Annotated in this window: 12 protein-coding genes; all 12 read left to right on the plus strand. The window is 34.6% G+C overall.

The genetic code is table 11. The annotated features are described in order from the left end of the window. Positions 1–186 precede the first annotated feature (186 nt). The 12 genes from Q1A73_RS10850 to Q1A73_RS10905 all read left to right on the plus strand — a co-directional run bounded on the left by Q1A73_RS10850 (position 187) and on the right by Q1A73_RS10905 (position 18,597). A complete protein-coding gene (locus Q1A73_RS10850) occupies positions 187–1,584 on the plus strand; it encodes an ATP-binding protein (RefSeq protein ID WP_299605235.1) in 1,398 nt (465 codons plus the stop codon). A 290-nt stretch (positions 1,585–1,874) separates the two neighbouring features. After that, positions 1,875–3,251, plus strand: a complete 1,377-nt coding sequence (locus Q1A73_RS10855) for a hypothetical protein (RefSeq protein WP_299605237.1) — start codon at positions 1,875–1,877, stop codon at positions 3,249–3,251. Positions 3,252–3,341: 90 nt separating this feature from the next. Continuing rightward, positions 3,342–4,736, plus strand: coding sequence for a DUF4157 domain-containing protein (locus tag Q1A73_RS10860; protein WP_299605240.1), 1,395 nt, complete (start codon positions 3,342–3,344; stop codon positions 4,734–4,736). Between the two features lie 628 nt (positions 4,737–5,364). Continuing rightward, complete coding sequence (locus Q1A73_RS10865; RefSeq protein ID WP_299605242.1) at positions 5,365–6,069, plus strand: hypothetical protein; 705 nt, start codon at positions 5,365–5,367, stop codon at positions 6,067–6,069. A 250-nt stretch (positions 6,070–6,319) separates the two neighbouring features. Then, entirely contained in the window at positions 6,320–7,087 is a 768-nt protein-coding gene (locus Q1A73_RS10870) for an N-acetylmuramoyl-L-alanine amidase (protein WP_299605244.1), read from the plus strand. Positions 7,088–7,207: 120 nt separating this feature from the next. After that, on the plus strand, positions 7,208–7,879 hold the full coding sequence (locus Q1A73_RS10875; RefSeq protein ID WP_299605247.1) for a hypothetical protein: 672 nt from the start codon (positions 7,208–7,210) through the stop codon (positions 7,877–7,879). A gap of 6 nt (positions 7,880–7,885) precedes the next feature. Further along, entirely contained in the window at positions 7,886–8,500 is a 615-nt protein-coding gene (locus Q1A73_RS10880; protein WP_299605250.1) for a hypothetical protein, read from the plus strand. Between the two features lie 327 nt (positions 8,501–8,827). After that, positions 8,828–13,126: an HYR domain-containing protein gene (locus Q1A73_RS10885; protein ID WP_299605254.1), complete on the plus strand. Its 4,299-nt coding sequence runs from the start codon at positions 8,828–8,830 to the stop codon at positions 13,124–13,126. 707 nt (positions 13,127–13,833) lie between these two features. Next, complete coding sequence (locus Q1A73_RS10890) at positions 13,834–14,220, plus strand: hypothetical protein (protein ID WP_299605257.1); 387 nt, start codon at positions 13,834–13,836, stop codon at positions 14,218–14,220. A gap of 28 nt (positions 14,221–14,248) precedes the next feature. Beyond that, complete coding sequence (locus Q1A73_RS10895; RefSeq protein WP_299605260.1) at positions 14,249–14,794, plus strand: hypothetical protein; 546 nt, start codon at positions 14,249–14,251, stop codon at positions 14,792–14,794. Between the two features lie 183 nt (positions 14,795–14,977). After that, entirely contained in the window at positions 14,978–16,711 is a 1,734-nt protein-coding gene (locus tag Q1A73_RS10900; protein ID WP_299605263.1) for a tetratricopeptide repeat protein, read from the plus strand. Positions 16,712–16,932: 221 nt separating this feature from the next. Next, positions 16,933–18,597 (plus strand): alpha/beta fold hydrolase, encoded by a 1,665-nt coding sequence (locus tag Q1A73_RS10905; RefSeq protein WP_299605265.1) that lies wholly within the window; start codon positions 16,933–16,935, stop codon positions 18,595–18,597. Positions 18,598–18,796: the final 199 nt, after the last annotated feature.

Below are 18,796 nucleotides of genomic sequence, written 5' to 3' on the forward strand. Positions count from 1 at the left end.
CACACTGAGCTGTCACACTGAGCTGTCACACTGAGCCTGTCGAAGTGCTGTCGAAGTGCTGTCGAAGTGTAGGGCAATGCAAAAAAGAAGGTACATAATGATAATAGAAATACGAAAACGAGTGCTGAGGTTCTCGAAGTCCGATTTACGAGGAAGAACTTTAGTACAGTATAAAAAAATAGAGATATGGAAAAATCAACAATCATAGAAACAAAAAATCATCATAAAACTATTACAAACGTAAATAGTAGTAATGCCCAAGTTTTGCAAGCTGAACTTGCATGGTTAAGTTTAGTATTACAAACCCGCTTAGAACTACATTTCCAACAGGAAACACTATATGAATCCATCGAAGAATTAACTCCTCCAGATATAATGGGTAAGGAAGCAAGTTATACCAACTTTATCCAAGAACACAAACTCAACTTTGCAGAAAGACTACTACTAATTCTGGCATTAGTACCACATCTAAAACCCGAAGTATTAGATATTCTACTCACTAAAAATAAGGATTATGACAGACGGTATAGTGAGTTTGGAGGAGTATTATTAGAAGGGCATTTGGGATTAATACCTACCGCAGAAACCGCGATGTTTTTATTGGCAGGAGATGACCTTCAGAAACGACTACAATATCATTCATTACTTACTCAGCATTTTATAGCTATACAACAAGGAATGATTCGTATATCACAAACTAAAGGAAATAGTCCTTTACTAAGCAGTATATGGATGGTATCTAATGAATATGTAGCCTCCATACTAACGGGAATACCCTATCAAGCAGTATATAGCCCTGATTTTCCTGCACAACAGTTGCATACTAAGTTATCGTGGCATGATCTCATCGTCTCTAGATCTACAGCACGGAGCTTGCAGGAAATCAGGGATTGGGTAACCCATGGGCAAACAGTTTTAGAAACTCTAGAACTCGGCAAGCGATTAAAACCTGGCTACAAAAGTTTGTTTTATGGACCGCCAGGAACTGGCAAAAGTATGGCTGCCGCATTATTAGGAAAAAGTACAGGAAAACAGGTGTATAAAATAGATCTGAGTATGACGGTTTCTAAATACATAGGAGAAACCGAAAAAAATCTAGCCAAAGTATTTGATCAAGCACAACAACACGATTGGATCTTATTTTTTGATGAAGCTGATTCTCTGTTTGGGCAGCGTACACAGGTAAGCAGTGCTAATGATCGATACGGAAATCAGGAGATTGGATATTTACTACAGCGTATAGAAGATTTTCCAGGAGTGGTTATTCTTGCTAGTAATTTGAAAGATAACATAGATGAGGCATTTACTAGAAGATTTCAATCCATGATTGAATTTACAATGCCTGGTGTTGACGAACGTTATCAATTATGGCAACAATCTTTTGCAGATAAATTACCATTAGACACTAATGCAGACTTATGGAAAATTGCAGAACACTATGATATTTCTGGTGGGTTGATGATGAACGTGATACGTAAATGTACACTGCAAGCAGTAACTAATGAAAAAGCAACCATCTCTCAACAAAGTTTAGAGATGGCAATACGACAAGAGTTACAGAAAGAGGGAGTGATTATAAGTTAAAAAACGTCAGTTCGAGTGATCACCTGAAGTGTAATGGAAAGTGATTGTATCGAGAACTTATTAAAGCAACTAGTATTGATTGCATCTCGATATCCTCCAAAGGCGGACAGGCAATTTTATCAACCGCTCTTGCTTATGATAAAACCACTCGATGTGATGAAAAAAGACCAATATAAGTAGCAACCATGAAAACCGTCAATTCGAGTGTTTCGACATAGGAGAAACGTATCGAGAATAGGTTTTTGTTAAGCTGAAGTAGATAGTAAAATCTAGACACAAAACACAATACTATGAAAACACAAACAGATAAAACTCAAGAACCGCAGCACTCGATTACCCCGAGAGTTGCTAGTGAATCTAGCAACGGAGGTACGGCGCAACTTATGGATAACCGTACCTCTTCTATTAGTCAAAAAAAACTAAGATCTGGAATGGATAGCTCCGATACCAATAAGAGCCCTATTCAACGAAAAGCTAAAGGTTCTACTCGTTTTCAGAAAATAGCCTCGGTTATGGGGGCAAAATATGGCGTAGATACCTCAAATCTTAATGCTAGGCATAATTCAACTTTTCCTATCAAACTTAATGCAGAAGCAACTATACAAGGGAGTAACATCCATTTTGCTCCTGGTAAAGACACTGACTATAATATAAAGCACGAAGTAGCCCATGCTATAGATAACACTCTACACGGTACTCCAAAAGGAAATAAAATCATAAATGGTCAAAGTATAGATACAACTAGGGAGAAGGTCGTAGATAATATAGCTAGAAATACCTTGGCTCAGAGCAAATCCTCATCTATACTTCAAATGAAAAAAGAATCGAATAGTACAACTTCTGTCACTATACAACTATCAGGGTTTAGCGATGAGCATATGGGTGCTCTCAATCAAATAGAACAAGGTTATCATGATCAAAATCAACGAACTAGATGGGGCAAAAAAAGTTTAGGAGGTACAGATGATGATAGGGATGTTTGGTTATTTGATGAACAAGGAAATAATACCACTAATCAAGATATTGCTCGATACTGGATAGATGCAAGTAATAGAGGTGGTAGATTTGATTCGAGAGGAAGTGAATATCTGGCTTATGAGAGGGCTCGACAAGAAGGATTAAATGCCCCTTTTACTAAAGTAATATCTAGAACAAGCAAAGTTATCTATCAATTTATTAATTCCAAATATTCTTTTGATGTAAAGCATGATGCAAATATACCTCAAGCCGTTTCAGATCAATTACGTCAAGATTTGCAGAATATTAGCGGACAACAAACTTTAAAATTTATGTTCGGAGGATTTTGGTGGAACAAAGGTTTTTGGAGAAATTTCAGAGATGATGTAGCTCAGCTTATCGAAGTAGGGTTTTATGTTCGTGATTTCCAATTTTTAGTGGATACATCAGGTCACTTAATACTTATTGATTTGGAGCAGAGACCAAGTTATGAACACGACCTGAGTAATCATTGGTTGACAGATCTTAAGAACTATCTTGATGGAGTACTTCGGAAATGGACCTTTAATAAAGCACGAGCAGTAAGTCGGCCACCAAATTATCCCGCTGGGTATGATCAAGGAGAAATGCCACCTCGTAGACAAAGACGCCAAGGACAACCACAGTTAAATATTCCTGCAACCAATGGAGTTGTCCCACAAGATTTTTAGAGCAAGATCGATTTTTATAAAATTAGATTCATGAATGAATGGGTACATGAGCTAAATAATTGAATTATAAACGTATAAGTGAAAGGTAACATGAAGGAACCACAAGAAAATACTCAAGAACCACAACAAGAAACTGTACAACGAGTACAACAAGAACTCAGTACAGGTGGCGAAGCTAAGATTGTCGACAACCGACCAGCTGTAGCAATACAACGGAAGCTGAGGTCTGCTATAGGAGGTGTTGATAATGGTGATAATCCTATCCAAAGAAAAGCTAATAGGACAGGCTTACCAGATAACCTAAAGTCTGGTATCGAAAACCTCTCTGGCTATAGTATGGATGACGTAAAAGTACATTATAACTCCAGCAAGCCAGCCCAATTACAAGCGCATGCCTATGCACAAGGCACCGATATCCACTTAGCACCTGGACAAGAAAAACACTTACCCCATGAAGCTTGGCATGTGGTGCAACAAAAACAAGAACGCGTACGACCCACCAGACAATTAAAAAGTAAGGTAAATATTAATGATGATGTGGGGTTAGAAAAAGAAGCGGATGTGATGGGAGCAAAGGCATTAAAATTTTATGAAAAAAAAGAACATAATGGATCTTTAGTATTATCTCCAAATGTAAATAAACCAATCATTCAAAAACGTTGTTATAAGAGAAAAAGCATATCTTATTTTTTAGAAGATGTAAGAAGGCAGAATGAGTATTTTCAATATTTTGACAATAAAACTGAATTTAAAAATGCATTAATCTTAATTTTTGATGATGTTTTTGAAAACGATGAAGCTAAAATGAGTTTATTACAGCAGACCTTTTTAGCAGAAGAATTATGGAAAAATTATGGAGATTCAGATGAAAAAAATATTGATTTGGTTTTACTAAAACAAATATGTAGAGATTTTAAAAAAGCGCACGAAAATTTAATCAATACTCGACACTTTAAAAAAGACTATCATATTAACCTTTTTAAATTTATTAATGAAGGATTAGATGTTCAACATTACGAAAAAAGATCTAAAAACAATAATATTGGGAAAAATGCTCAAGACTATATCGAGAAAGTAGGGTTTTACGAAGGTCATCAAAATGATTCAGTTCAAAATCCTGATAGTGATACTTTAGTACTTGGAAAATATATAACTGAGAATAATGTGCCTACGGATGAATGCTATTTGAAAATTGCTCAGGACAATAATTCAATGTACTTTGATATGGGAAATACTTGGGGAGATTTGGTAAGCGATAGAAGTTTGGATTTAAATGATGAAAGATTGTTTGACCTTTTTAACACAAGAGTTCTAGATAAAGCTGTAGAAAACGAAGCGGATATATTCTTTAGTCATGACCCTCTTAAATATCCTAATAGCGCTTTAGCTAAAGAATGGAGATACCTAGAATTCGTACACGGTTATATAGGGCTTATTAAATGGCATAATAAACGTTTATTATTTCAAGCAGTAAAAAGAACTTAAAATTAGGGAAGGATATGATTATTTTCACCGCTAGCTTATGAGTAGTGGTAATATGATGTAAATCGATTTTTAGTATTAATGTAAAAAAATATCAACTTTTTTAGGACCAGATTAAGGAAATAGTCTAAGAGCACAGTAAGATTTCCACTAAAGGGGCGCTAGAAGTAGCATATATACATAACACTACTATCCAAATAATTCCAAGCATCAAAACAATACTTCCAACAATCACTTTAATGGTTCGAAGAGATAGAGCAAGGGTGATGATCCCAAAAAGAAGCACTTTTAAGAATCAATGTAATTCTTAGATGAGATAGGTTTAGGGTTTTAGGGCTTCATCTTAGGGCATCAATGCCTAAAAGAACTACTTCGAAGTATTAAAATAATCCTTCGAAGTAGTTCTTTATCCTTTCGAAACTGTTTGTAATGGGGTAACAACTGATAAAATTACCCAAGTATGGATTATAGTAATCTATGTTTGTACTTCTTTATAGACTGTAAGCCTTATAAGCATGCCGATAGTAGGATCATTGTAAGATTGTCGCAAAATTCCCTTTATTTACCGTTTTTGTGATAGCCGTTAGCTGTCTTGTGATACTACTTTTGGAGAAACATAAATAAGTATATCATGGAACATAAAACATCATTGTATTCACTAAGAAAAACCATTGGGATTTTAGGATTGGCGTTGCCATTATTACTTTTAGCGGCACATCAGGATTTACTTTCTAGTATGAGTCATTATTATTATACCGCTGGAAGCGTATTTTTTATATTAATCTTATCGGCTTTTGGATTGATATTAATCAATTATAAAGGCTATCCCAAAAAAGAAGGAGAGTTGTTGAGCGATCGGTTTGTTACCACTGCTGCTGGTGTTTGTATTTTAATTACGGTATTAATACCGACAAAGTCAGAAAACCCTTTGGGTCAACTATATTTCACAGGATCTCCATATTTGTTTGGGCATGAGTCTAATGGATTTCTAGGGGCTATCCATTTGTTAAGTGCAGCCTTATTCTTCATTTTATTGGGCTATATGAGTTTTTTTAAATTTGTGTTAAACCACAATGCGTCAGCATCCAGAAATCGACTGTTTAAACGATGTGGTATTATCGTTTGGGCATCTGTAGGAGCATTGGTTGCTATTTTTGCACTAGAAGCCATTTTAGAAATTAATTTCGATACTATTATTCCTGCGTATACTTTTTGGATCGAGTGGGTAGCAGTATATGCATTTGCAGTAGCTTGGTTGGTAAAAGGAAGAATCCATCTGGATGTCGAAAAAATTATGAAGACGTTTAGTCAAGAAAAAAGTTTGGAGAAGCATTAGGACGTTGTAAGAACTTTTTTTATTTGCAAAAACATCTCGTTAAATCCCTCTTTCATTTCGACAAGCTTCATGACCTGAGGGACTTTTTGTTTCCTTACTTAATACCTAGGGTTCGGCTGAATGTTTTTAAGCTTATACAAGTTCATACAGAATCTGTCGCAATTTTCCCTCTATTTACCGTTTTTGTAATAGTGATTGTATAGAACTGCCAGTAATTTTGAGGTATTAATAATTATAAATTCGATGAGGTATGAAAGCTACCAGTATTGCCAAGCATGAGAAAAGTTTTTTTGATACCGGAAGAGATACTGCCGGTAAGGAATTTATTTTAACACCAAATTCAGTTTCTATTAAAGGAAGTCATGAAAAGATGCCATACGTACAATGTCGTACAAAAAATGGAGACACTTCTTTTTATGTAAAAGAAAAACATACCAAAAATCAGATTGTACTACATTATACTGCAGGTTATCTAAAAGGAGATGTAGCCGCCTTGTCTAGACCCAATCATAGAGTATCTGTACCATTTATTATAGCCAGAAATGGAACGATTCTTAATATGTGGTCTTCGGCTTTTTGGGCTTATCATTTAGGCTCTAGAGCGGTAGGTGGAAATACAAACGGAGGTAGAAGAACCATCGCCATCGAAATGTCTAACATTGGATTTTTGAAAAGAATCGGAGACAATTTAGTAACTGTATATAATGATAATGATGTGTATTGTCATATCAGCGATACACAGTTCTATACCCAATTAGATATTCCATTTAGAGGAGAACAATACTTTGCGACACATACGGCTAAACAATATAAAAGCTTGGCTTTGTTACTTAAATATTTAACGGCAGAGTATAACATTCCTGCATCGTTTTTACCTGAAGATAAGCGATATGGTATAGTAGCAGAAGAAGAGTTAGTTAATTTCAGAGGAATTACATCTCATGTTAATTACAGATCTTCGGGTAAATGGGATATAGGTCCTGCTTTTGATTGGGATCAAGTTATCCAAGCTTTGTAATCTCAATATCAAAAGTCGGAAAATTACTTCAATTTGCCGTTTTTGTGATATAGAATAAGGGGTAATTCCCTGTAATTTTGAATCAAAATAATCCCTTAGATTCATTAAAATTCCCTTAAAATGAGACAAATTCAAACACAAATTATACTGTTGTTAATAACAGTGATGCTGTCGGGCTGTGCCAGTTACGGACCCAAAAACAAAGACCTTACGGTAGTATTGTCAAACACCCAACGAAACCTGACAAGTCTACAAGAAAAAATTACAGCTTCTAGTGAACCAAAAGAGAAAGAGGCTTTTGAAAAATTAGTAATAAAAAGTAAAGAGTTATTTCCGGTATTAGAAAATTGTAATGATAAGTATGCACTGACTCCAGAATATGTAGCTACGCTTAAAGAAACAGAAAGAATTGTGGGTGATCTGGCTAGAAATTATGAAACTATTTCTGATAAGAAATATATCATCAATGCAATCTATCAGGATTATGATGCCAAATTACAGACCATTAATAATACTGCGAAAAATGACGCAACGACAAAAATTAAAGTAATTGTAAATTCAAATGAAGAAGAAGGATTTTTTGTGTTCGGAAAATTGTCCTTTGAGCAGGGACAGGATATTAAAAGATTTCGGTTTAACCAACCTACTCAAAATGCTGTTCAGGATTTTGTGCCTGGGTATTATTTATTTTGGTTAGAAAAAGATGGCCGAGTAGGAGCGCCAGAACTACATCTGATTATGAGTAATGGTGGCGAGGAAGAGAAAACATTGGTATTACAAACCCCAAAATAAGATATCATGTTAGTAGCAAAACTAAAAGAAGTTTGGAAAGAAATTACATTGCTAAGTACTTGGATAGCTTCAGTAGCAGGAGCGTTTATCATCCCATTACCATCTTGGCATGCATCGGATGATAATACCGTGTTTTTGATGAAATTTGGAGTTTTCATCGCTACGGCACTGGCAGGTTTTCTGATTTTGTATTCTTTAAAAAATAAAATGATTCAAACATGGATGCGATTATCCATTAACTTCATTGTTATTTTAATAGGAACCTATGCTGCTTATCATTTTACCAGAGAAGCAAAAACATTACCCTATTTAGAAAAAGACATTGTGATTGGTAATGAATTTAAGAATAGCAATCCTTTTGAAGCGTTCGAAGCTTCTCATGGATTTTTACCAGCTCGAAATGAACAGATGATGATCTTATTAGGAGATCCTGAGAAGGCATGGACCAAAGAAAGTATTGCATCAAACAGGATACAATTAATCGTACTCTTGTTTTTATGCTATATGTTTTCTGCCGGATTTATCATTTCGTTTTGTAATCTTATGATTTTGTATAAAGAGAAATATACAATCAAGGTAGAAGAAAAGAGTAGCGGCGAAACTCTAAAAGAAACAGTCTGAGTAAGGATTTTTATTTTGAAGCTATGATATCTCATAAGATTGGAATACAAGAGATCATAGGATGATTTATAAAAAGCGTTTCGGGCTATCTGATTGACTTTCTGTTTTTTGTAAATCTGTTTATACGACTTACCATCAAATACTTTATATAACTATCATTTTACATGTCGGAATATTACAAGTCTTTTGCGGGTTTGTTATATCAAGTTTTTTTGAACAGATCTAGTTTTGACCTTCATATAAATATACAGATAATAAACCCTAATTCATCGATTAGGGTTGATAGTCCGTAAAATTTAGAATTAAACGTAAACAAAAAAGTAAGACATGAAAAAAAATTACAAAACCACCAGAAAGAATTATTATACCCTATTGATATTCCTATTGATATCTGTTTGGAATTATGGTCAAAATGCAGATCCAATTGCCGTATGCCAAGACGTTACGGTACAATTAGATGAAACAGGGAATATGGTGGTAGATGCCGCATCGTTGGATAACGGAAGTTCTGATCCAGATGGAGATCCTATTACATTTTCCTTAGTAGGATCACAAACTGTTTTTGCTCAGGTAAATGAGCGACAAGACCTAACTATTACACTACCTGAAGGTGCGGTAGTTGATGCTGTAGAATTTGCTAGTTATGGGACACCAACAGGATCAAATGGGGATTTTGCTATTGGTAATTGTCATGCAGCCGATTCGCAAGCCATTGTAGAAGGGTTTGCATTAGGAAACAATACCTTTACGATTCCTGCAACCAACGCTATTTTTGGGGATCCTTGTTCAGGAGTGGTAAAAAGGCTGGCAGTTGTAGTATCTTACATCGGAAATGTGGAACAAATAACATTAGATTGTAATGCTATTGGAATAAATGATATTACATTTACTGTTAATGATGATCAAGGTAATTCTGCTACTTGTACGGCAGTAGTAACTGTAGAAGACACTATAGTGCCAATCATTACGTGTCAGGATATTACTGTGGCACTTGGTCCCGATGGAAGTGTAATTGCCGATGTATTAAATGATGGTTCTATCCTAAATCTTAACGATAATTGTGATCAAACACCTTCCGTAGTAATTACTGGACCTGCCGTGTATACTTGTGATGATTTAGGAACTTTTAGTCGTGATATCATTGTTACAGATGCAAGTGGAAATGAGGGCTCTTGTACGGCTCAGGTCACAGTTGTGGATCAATTATCTCCAATAACAGTTTGTAATGATATCATAGTTCAATTAGATGAAAACGGACAGACAAGCATTTCAGCTGCTGATATAGATGCGGGTAGTACGGATAATTGTACTATTGACACCATGAGTCTTAACCAAGATACCTTTGGTAATGCTGATCTAGGAGAAAATGAGGTAACCTTAACGGTTACTGATCAAAGCGGAAATTCATCTAGTTGTACAGCAATCGTCACCGTTATAGCTAATGATTTTCCTGTGGTGCGATGTCAGGATATTACCGTACAATTAAATGAAGGTGGGACAGTCTCAATAAATGCTACACAGGTGGATGCTGGTTCTACCGATACCGAGGGTATTGCGGCTTTTTCTGTTACGCCTAGTAGTTTTGATTGTTCTAATATAGGAGTTAATGAAGTAACGCTAACAGTAACGAATACCCGTGGAAACTCATCGACTTGTAGAGCTATGGTTACAGTAGAAGATATCACTGCGCCAATTATTGCCTGTCCAGAAAATATAACACTGGATTGTCCAGATGTAGTTATCTATGAAGTAGCAGTTTCAGATTGCGATTTTGCAGAAGTACCTACTACTCTGGATGGTTTTACCTTATTAGGATCTCTTGGAACGAGTACTTATTTTATATCTGATCAAGAAATGACCGCTTCAGAGGCTTTCCAAAAAGCGCAAGAAGAAAGATTGGATATCATTACCATTAATACTATAGAAGAAAATGAGTTTATACAAACGTTTTTAACGGATAATACGATTGATGGCGTTTTAATTGGATTGAATGATCAAGTTGAAGAAGATACCTTTATATGGCAGAGTGGTCAACCTGCTACTTTTAGAAATTTTAACTCTGGTGAGCCGAATAATGTAGGGAATGAAGATTTTGTAAGGATGATAGCGTCCTCTGGTCTTTGGAATGATATTACAGGAGTTATATCCACGAGACTGATTGTAGAATTTCATGATTATACTACAGGTCCTATTTTGATTAGTGGAGAAGAATCTGGTAATTTTTTCTTAGCTGAATCTACGACCAATACATTTTTTGCAAAAGATAATAGTGGTAATATCGCAAGCTGTTCTTTTGATGTTACTATTGCAGATGATACAGCACCCACTATTACTTGTGCACCAGACATCTCAGTTGCGACTGATCCTAACTCCAATGAAGCATCAATTACAATAGCTACACCAGCTTTTGGAGATAATTGTGGAGATCAAGTCATACCAGATACTTTTAATGTATTCTATCGTTTCAATGATTCAGGAGATCTTATCGATACTCCGACTATTTTATCTGGACTCAGCACAACTAATACCGATGTTACTTTAGAAATAACGTTTAATGGAGATCATAATGATGTTGACAATGAGAAGTTTGTATTAACAGGGCCAGATGATCAAATATTGCTGGAAGAAAATAATAGCGGTTGTTCTATTGTAAAGCAATTCGTAGTTGTAGAACAGGAAACATGGAATACATGGATCAATACGTTTGGAGATGCTATTACGTTTACATTGTTGGAAAATAATTTTGTGGACGATAATCAATGTGGAAGTATAGACAATAACTTTTTTAGACTGCGATTACCACAGTTTGGTAACGTTTCAATTGTAAATGATTATACCAATACTTCAGATGCATCAGGTGTATATCCTGTAGGAACCATTGTAGTAAATTGGACAATAGAGGATAATCAAGGTAATAGCACAAGCTGTGAACAACGTATTACGGTAAACGATACAGAGGCTCCAGTAGTTACTTGTGTAGATGATATTGTAATTGATTTAGATGAAACTAGTTGTAGTACGGTAGTAAATTTCGATCTTCCAAGTGCCAGCGATAACTTTGCTGTATTTGATAATACCTTAGATGATATTTTGTTACTTTTTAATCGAAAAAACTCTTTGGTTTCATCACTAATTCCAAATCCATTTGATTTTCAGTTAGACGAGGGACTTAATGCGTCATCTATTGATGATGGAGGAGATGATATGTACGATGATGGAAACTTTATCAGTACAGATCTTTCTACAGGAACGATTTCCTATTCAGATAATGTGGTTGTACCTCTTGCTGACTTTGGTACAAATGGTGCATACTTTACCAGAAAAGTAGAAAATTTATGGTTATTAGCAGCCGATTTAGATGGTGTTACTGATTTTGATATTACGGGTGAGTTAGGAGCTGATGGAGATGGCTTAGCAGATGGATTTACAGCAACTATTACCGTAAACACGATCAACTATAACATATTTGTAAAACGAGTAAGAGAAGAGTTAGATGGTAGTTCTAGTGACCCTTCTGTTAACCATTTGATTATTATCCCAGAAAATGTAGAAGCTTCTCAGAATTTTGCGGATGATACCGATGATGATCAGCATCAGGTAACGGGTCTTATAAATACCAATCGATTGTATTATTTATTGTTTGCTAGCATAGATAGTGGATTGGTAGATGATACTACCATGCAGCTTATAGCAACTAGCTTCATAGATAACATCACCACCGCAACGGGAACAATTACGCAAACTGCAGGATTAGCTAGTGGAAGTGAGTTCCCCGCGGGAGAAACTGTAAATACTTTTGAGGTTGTTGATGAATTTGGAAATACAACAAGCTGTTCTTTTACCGTAAATGTAAATGAAACTACAGCTCCTACTGCTGTATGCCAGGATATAACGGTTCAATTAGATGAAGATGGTCGGGTAAGTATTACTGCGGCAGATATTGATGGCGGATCATCTGATAATTGTGGTATTGCCGAGATGAGTATAGATGTGACTACTTTTGATTGTGGATCGATAGGCGATAATACAGTAACATTAACGGTAGTAGATAATAATGGTAATACAGATAGTTGTACTGCTATTGTAACGGTAGAAAATCCTTCAGAACCACAAATTAGTTGTCCTGCTGATCAGACTGTAGGATCAGATGAAGGAAATGACACCTATCAACTACCAGATTACTTTGCTCTTGGAGAAGCAATAGCAATAGGAACTTGCGCTAATCCGTTAGTCACTTTTACACAGAATCCTGCCCCAGGAACACTATTGTCAAATGGTACTACAATCGTTACACTTTGTGCAGCAGATGAAAGTGGAACGGAGATTTGCTGTAGTTTTGAGCTTACTGTAGATCCAACGCTGAGTACAAATGAATTCGAACTTTTTGCTGGAGTATCCATATATCCAAACCCGGTAATTGATATATTACATATTACGAACTCAAATAAAACTACGCTAAACAAAATAGAGATATATGATATCAATGGTAGATTGGTACTAACATCTTCTAAGAGTGAATCGAATGATGACATAGAAATGAATGTTTCGAATTTAGAAAGTGGGTCTTATTTTGTTCGTATTCAGGGTATAGGAGGAAGTGTTATCAAACAATTAATAAAGAAATAAGAGGTACTAAAATTTACAAAGTAAATTTTCGTTAATACTTTGTAGAAAAGGTCCTGCGTATCCATTCACAGGACCTTTTAATAACCTTTTTATACCAGTTCTTATATGAAATTACTGAAATACGAAATTGAGCTATTTTGAATTTAGACAAGGAAGAAAATTTATGGATAGCCTTAGCTATCGATACATTTTGTGACGAAGCATCAAGTCAAAAGAGACAATTTTATACGGTTATTTCATATGAGAAAAGGTATTTACAGAGTAATAAAAATATATAGTATACCGATATGGAAAAAATGATAAATAAATATAGATTGGAATTAGTACTAGTTATTTTCTATGCACTTATATGGTTCATCGGATATGTTGTTTTTAGTTGATATTTACTATTATACAGAAAAAATACCCACCCCAAAAAAGCTAGATCATATCATTTAGTAGTACTGTGATATGTGTGCAAAAGCACTTTATTAATAACATAATTCTAGATTTCTTACATCTATCGTACTCGCCTTCTTAAGATTTCACGTTTGAACCATTATTTTTCGTCGGAAATTTACACAGATTATCCGTTTTTGTCCTAGATTCGTCAAAAATGTATTTATACTTTTGAAGAGTAAATGCAAAGCACCGTAGGTGTCTAAAAAGCATTGGCGCTAGATAATGTAGCTGTAATAGTAAAAGGAAGTTTAATAAACTTAAGATAGATGAAATCCATAAATATTAGTACTGTACTTCAAATAGTAGCATTGATCTTTTTGATCATTATTGGTTACATGACTTTTAATAGTAGTGAAAATTGGAAAGTAATTACTTCAGAGTTAGAGAAAGCAAATAAAGAGTTGAAAATATCAAAAGATACCCTGACTATTACAAAAGATCTTTTAAAAAATTCTAGAATAGAATTTAAACAGATGAAGGCACAAAAAGATTTACTGATTCATCAGCGAGATTCTATATTATTTGCTTTTAAAAAGAAAAACGCAAAGGATTGGAATGAATTACAAAACATCAAAGATTCTATTCAGCAAACGAATAATCAGTTGACAAAAGATCGTGTGCTATTAGAAGGATTATTCGGATTAAATCAATAACAAAAGCTTCTTATAAAATTAATATATCATGAATAAATTAATCGTACTCATTTTCATTTTTGTAATACCAAAAGCTTTCAGTCAGGTGGTAGATTCTTTGCAGGTTATCAAGATTCCGGCTGCTTATGCAGATCATTCTGGAGAACCATTGACCGTTAAAAAAGATAGTTTGTATAGGTTTGAAACCGCTGATATTTTCTTAGTAAATAAAAAGTCTTTTTTGGCTATTAAGAACGTATATCAGAGTACGATTGATCAGGATAGAATGACTAAAGAGTTGGTGGAAAAGTATACCCAAACCTTGCGAAGAAATATGGATTTAGAGCGACGATTAGGTTTCAACTTTGCGAAGACTGATAGCTTAGATTTGTTAGTATATCAAAAAACACAAAACACTTTGGATCATACGCAAAAAGCATTGGAGTATACGATTAATAGTTTGGATAAAGCAAGTACCAGTTTAGAATTGGTAGAAAAGGCAGCAAAACGACAACGAAGAAAGAGTGTTTTTGAGAAAATATTAATTGGGATCGCTGGAGTAGGTGCAGGAGTATTGATCGGAGTTTCATTGTAAAACGAGGAGGATATTTTAGAACCAAAGATGTGTTTTTCATAAATTAAATAGGAATTTAGTGAGATGTTGTCAAAATCTGTTTAGAAGGACAGGTTTTAACAATTCTTAGCGATAGGATTAAGAAAATGATAAGTAGCTTTGTTTTTTACTGTAAACCAATTATTCCTGTAACTCTGATTTTTGATGAGATTCTTTGAGGTACTATCTTATATACCCAAGTACGATGTTATTGGCAAAAACCATAGCTTTTTTATTGTTCTAAGCTTTTTCCTCTGCATCAATCTCACTTTTGCTACACAAAAATCGAAAAAAATTGATAGCCTTCGGAATTTAGCGGAGGCCTATACAGATGAAGATACCATAAAGGTAAACCTTCTCAACACCATAGGATATGAATATTGGATTATGGATGCTAATGAGTCCATAAATTTTGGTTCTGAAGCATTAAAACTGGCAGAAAAATTATCCTATCCAAAAGGAATAGCAAGGGCTAATCGAGTAGTAGGAGTAGCCTATTGGGCACAAGGGAATCTTACGCAAGCTTTACTATTTCTAAACAATGCTTATAAAGCCTATGAAAGTATACAAGATAAAGAAGGTATAGCCAATTCTACACTTAATATTGGAATGGTGTATGCCGATCTTAAAGAATACAAAAAGGCTCAACAATATTATGAGCGAGCTATTAATGAGTTTACTGCTTTAGGATTAAAAGGAAGAATAGCGACCACCTTTACCAAAATAGGAACCATGTTGGTAGAGCAACGAAAATATGAAGAAGCCTTAAAATATCTTACCGATGCATTAAAAATGCATACTGATACCAACTTTACTTATGGTATCGCGGAAGCTCATAACAAACTAGGAATTCTCTATCTCTATAAAAATGAAATTGAACAAGCGTATTACCATATTAACAGATCCAAAGATTTAGGCAGTAAGGTAAGTGATACAGATGGATTAACGAATAACCTAATTCTCCATGGTAAAATCTTAAGACTATCAGGTAAATTAGATGAGGCAGTAAAAGAAATTAGTATGGGATTGAGGTTAGCCAAAGAGAACAACCTTAAAAAATATGAACTGTTTGCTTATGAGGAATTAAAGGAGATTAAAAAGCTACAGTCTAAACCCGAAGAAGCGTATTATTTCTATGACAAGTATATTGTGCTACGAGATTCGCTCTTCAACTTAGAAAAATCTAAACAGATAGCGTATATAGAATTTGCGAATGAATTAGAAAAAAAAGATAAGGAATTAGTGTCTTTTAAAGCACAGGAGAAGAAAGATGATATTATCCAGCTTATTTTGGTGCTTAGTGTAATTATCATAACTATTAGTGGTTGTTTTATTTATATCATTTCTGTACAACGTGCAAAAAAGAGTAGCCAATTAGCCGTAAACAAGAAAGAACTATTAAAAAAGGAGTTGGAAAACTCAGAGCTAAAACAAAAAGAATTAAAACAACAATTAGAGTTTAAAAATAAAGAGTTGAGTACCTATACTTTAAACTTTATTAAGAAAAACGAAATTGTACAAAATATTCAGCAAACTATACAGAAAATTAAAAAATCTCCTTCAATAGAAAAAACAAAATTAATTGCTGATCTAAATAAGATCGTTCGAAAGAATATAAGTATTGATAAGGACTGGGAAGATTTTAGTCGATTTTTTGAAGATGCCCATCAAGGTTTCTATGTTTCATTAAAATCAAAACATCCAGACCTAAGCACCAACGATCTAAAAATATGTTCTTTAATTCGGTTAAATCTTAATGTAAAAGAAATGGCTGGTATTTTGGGCATCTCTCCAGATAGTGCAAGAACGGCAAGATATCGACTTCGAAAAAAGCTACAACTAGCTCCAGAACAAGAAATTTTCTCCTATTTGGTACAGCTAGAAAAGGAAAACACCTAAGTATCGTTGTTCACTGAAGTTTTATTGATGTTAACATTTAAATAACTGATATTCAAATAATTAAACATTTGTTGTCTACATAATGTATACGCTTTTTTAACAGTTTCATACAGGTCGTATACACTTTGTACTTACTGTTATTGTGGGTTTCGTGTTGTTGTTTTATAGTTTTACAGAAGTAGATTTTTCTACAGTTTATTAACCTTCTTAAAACGATCACAATGACAAAACCAAAGACAGCTTATGCAAAGAGTGGAGATGTAAATATCGCTTACCAGGTATTCGGTTCGGGACCCGTAGACCTAGTATACATACCAGGATGGGTTTCTAATATAGATCTGATGTGGTCTTGTCCAGAATTGGTTAGTTTTTTCGAAGAATTAGGGAAATTTGCCAGAGTGATTCTTTTCGACAAAAGAGGAACAGGTTTATCCGATAGAGTGGTAGAATTTGCAACATTAGAAGAACGAATGGAAGATATTACTGCTGTTATGGATGCAGCAGGATCCGAAAAAGCTATATTATTTGGACATTCAGAAGGAGGAAGTGTTTCGGCATTGTTTAGTGCTACGTATCCAGATCGTGTTATTTCATTAATTGCTTTTGGAATTTTTGCAAAGAGAAGATATTCAGATGACTATCCTTGGGCGCCAACCGATCAAGAACGTCAGGAAGTGTATGACATGATCGAAAACAATTGGGGAAGCGGTGCTATGAATCTAGAATCGTTGGCACCATCAAAAGCTAAAGATAAGGTGTTTATGGAGTGGTTGGCAAACTACTTTAGATCTGGAGCCAGTCCTAGAGCTGCTATGATATTGACCAAAATGAATACCCAAGTAGACATTGTTAATATTTTAGGTTCCATAAAAGTACCAACATTATTGCTTCAAAGAGTCGGTGATATTGATGTAAAAATAGAAGAAGGAAGATTTATTGCAGATCGAATTCCAGATTCGAGATTGGTGGAGCTAGAAGGAGATGACCATTTGTTTTGGGCAGGAAATACGTTTGAAGTTTTAGAAGAGATAAAGTCTTTTGTTGATAGCATTAAAGGAACTTCCGAACCAGTATATGAAAGAAAGTTGTACACCTTTATGGTTGGACATTTAAAAGCTGCAGAAGCATATCAATATTCGGTGAGAAATTTGGTTAAGAAATTGGCAAATACGTATAAAGGAAATTTGGTAATCGATACTAAAAACTCTTTTACCATTACTTTTGAAGGACCTAGCAAGGCAGTACATTGTAGTACTGAGCTAGTAGAAGCAGTGCAAAGTTTTAATGCTCAGATTTCGATAGGAATTGACATTAGAGAATGTTCTGTAGTAGATTGTATTTGTGAAGAAACTGAAGATTTTGTTGCCCTTGTAGCGAATCAAGCAATCCCAAATCAAATCATATTAACAGAAACCGTAAAGAATCTACTTATCGGTGTAAATATTGATATCACTCCGCAAAAGGCAGTCTTTAAAACCGACTTAGGTACTTCTATACTTTTATATACGGCCTCGAAAAAGCAGAAGTCTGAAAAAATTGTCTCTCATATTCCTAAAGTTAAAGACCCATACAAGGATTCATTTTTACAACGGGTTATTCAAAATATTAATAATCACTTAAGCAATGATTTTTACGGAGTTACAATACTGTGTAGAGAGATAGGAGTAAGTGAACGACAACTACAAAGAAAGCTCAAAGCCATTACCAATAAGTCTCCAAATCAATTGATATCTTCTATTCGATTGCATAAAGCCAAAGAATTATTAATGAGTAAACAGAGTACGATTGCAGAAATAGCTTTTCAGACAGGTTTTTCGAGTCCTTCTTATTTCTCGAAATGCTTTAAAAAAGAATTTGAAATCAGTCCTTCTGATTTTATAAACTAAAAAATAGGAAGGATATATTTATAAATTTCCTATCAAAAGTGTCCGCAAAAGGTTTTCCCATATTTCTTTCAAATTAATACCATAATCTGTGTTGGCACACGATTAAAAATGGGTGAAAAATGAGTTTCTGTCTAGTTTTTGTGCAGTAAAAACATAGTGCTGAGATACGAATTATAACTAAATTCGGTAGCGTTTTTTA

The organism is uncultured Aquimarina sp., assembly GCF_947492115.1.
In the GTDB taxonomy this organism is placed as follows: Bacteria; Bacteroidota; Bacteroidia; order Flavobacteriales; family Flavobacteriaceae; genus Aquimarina.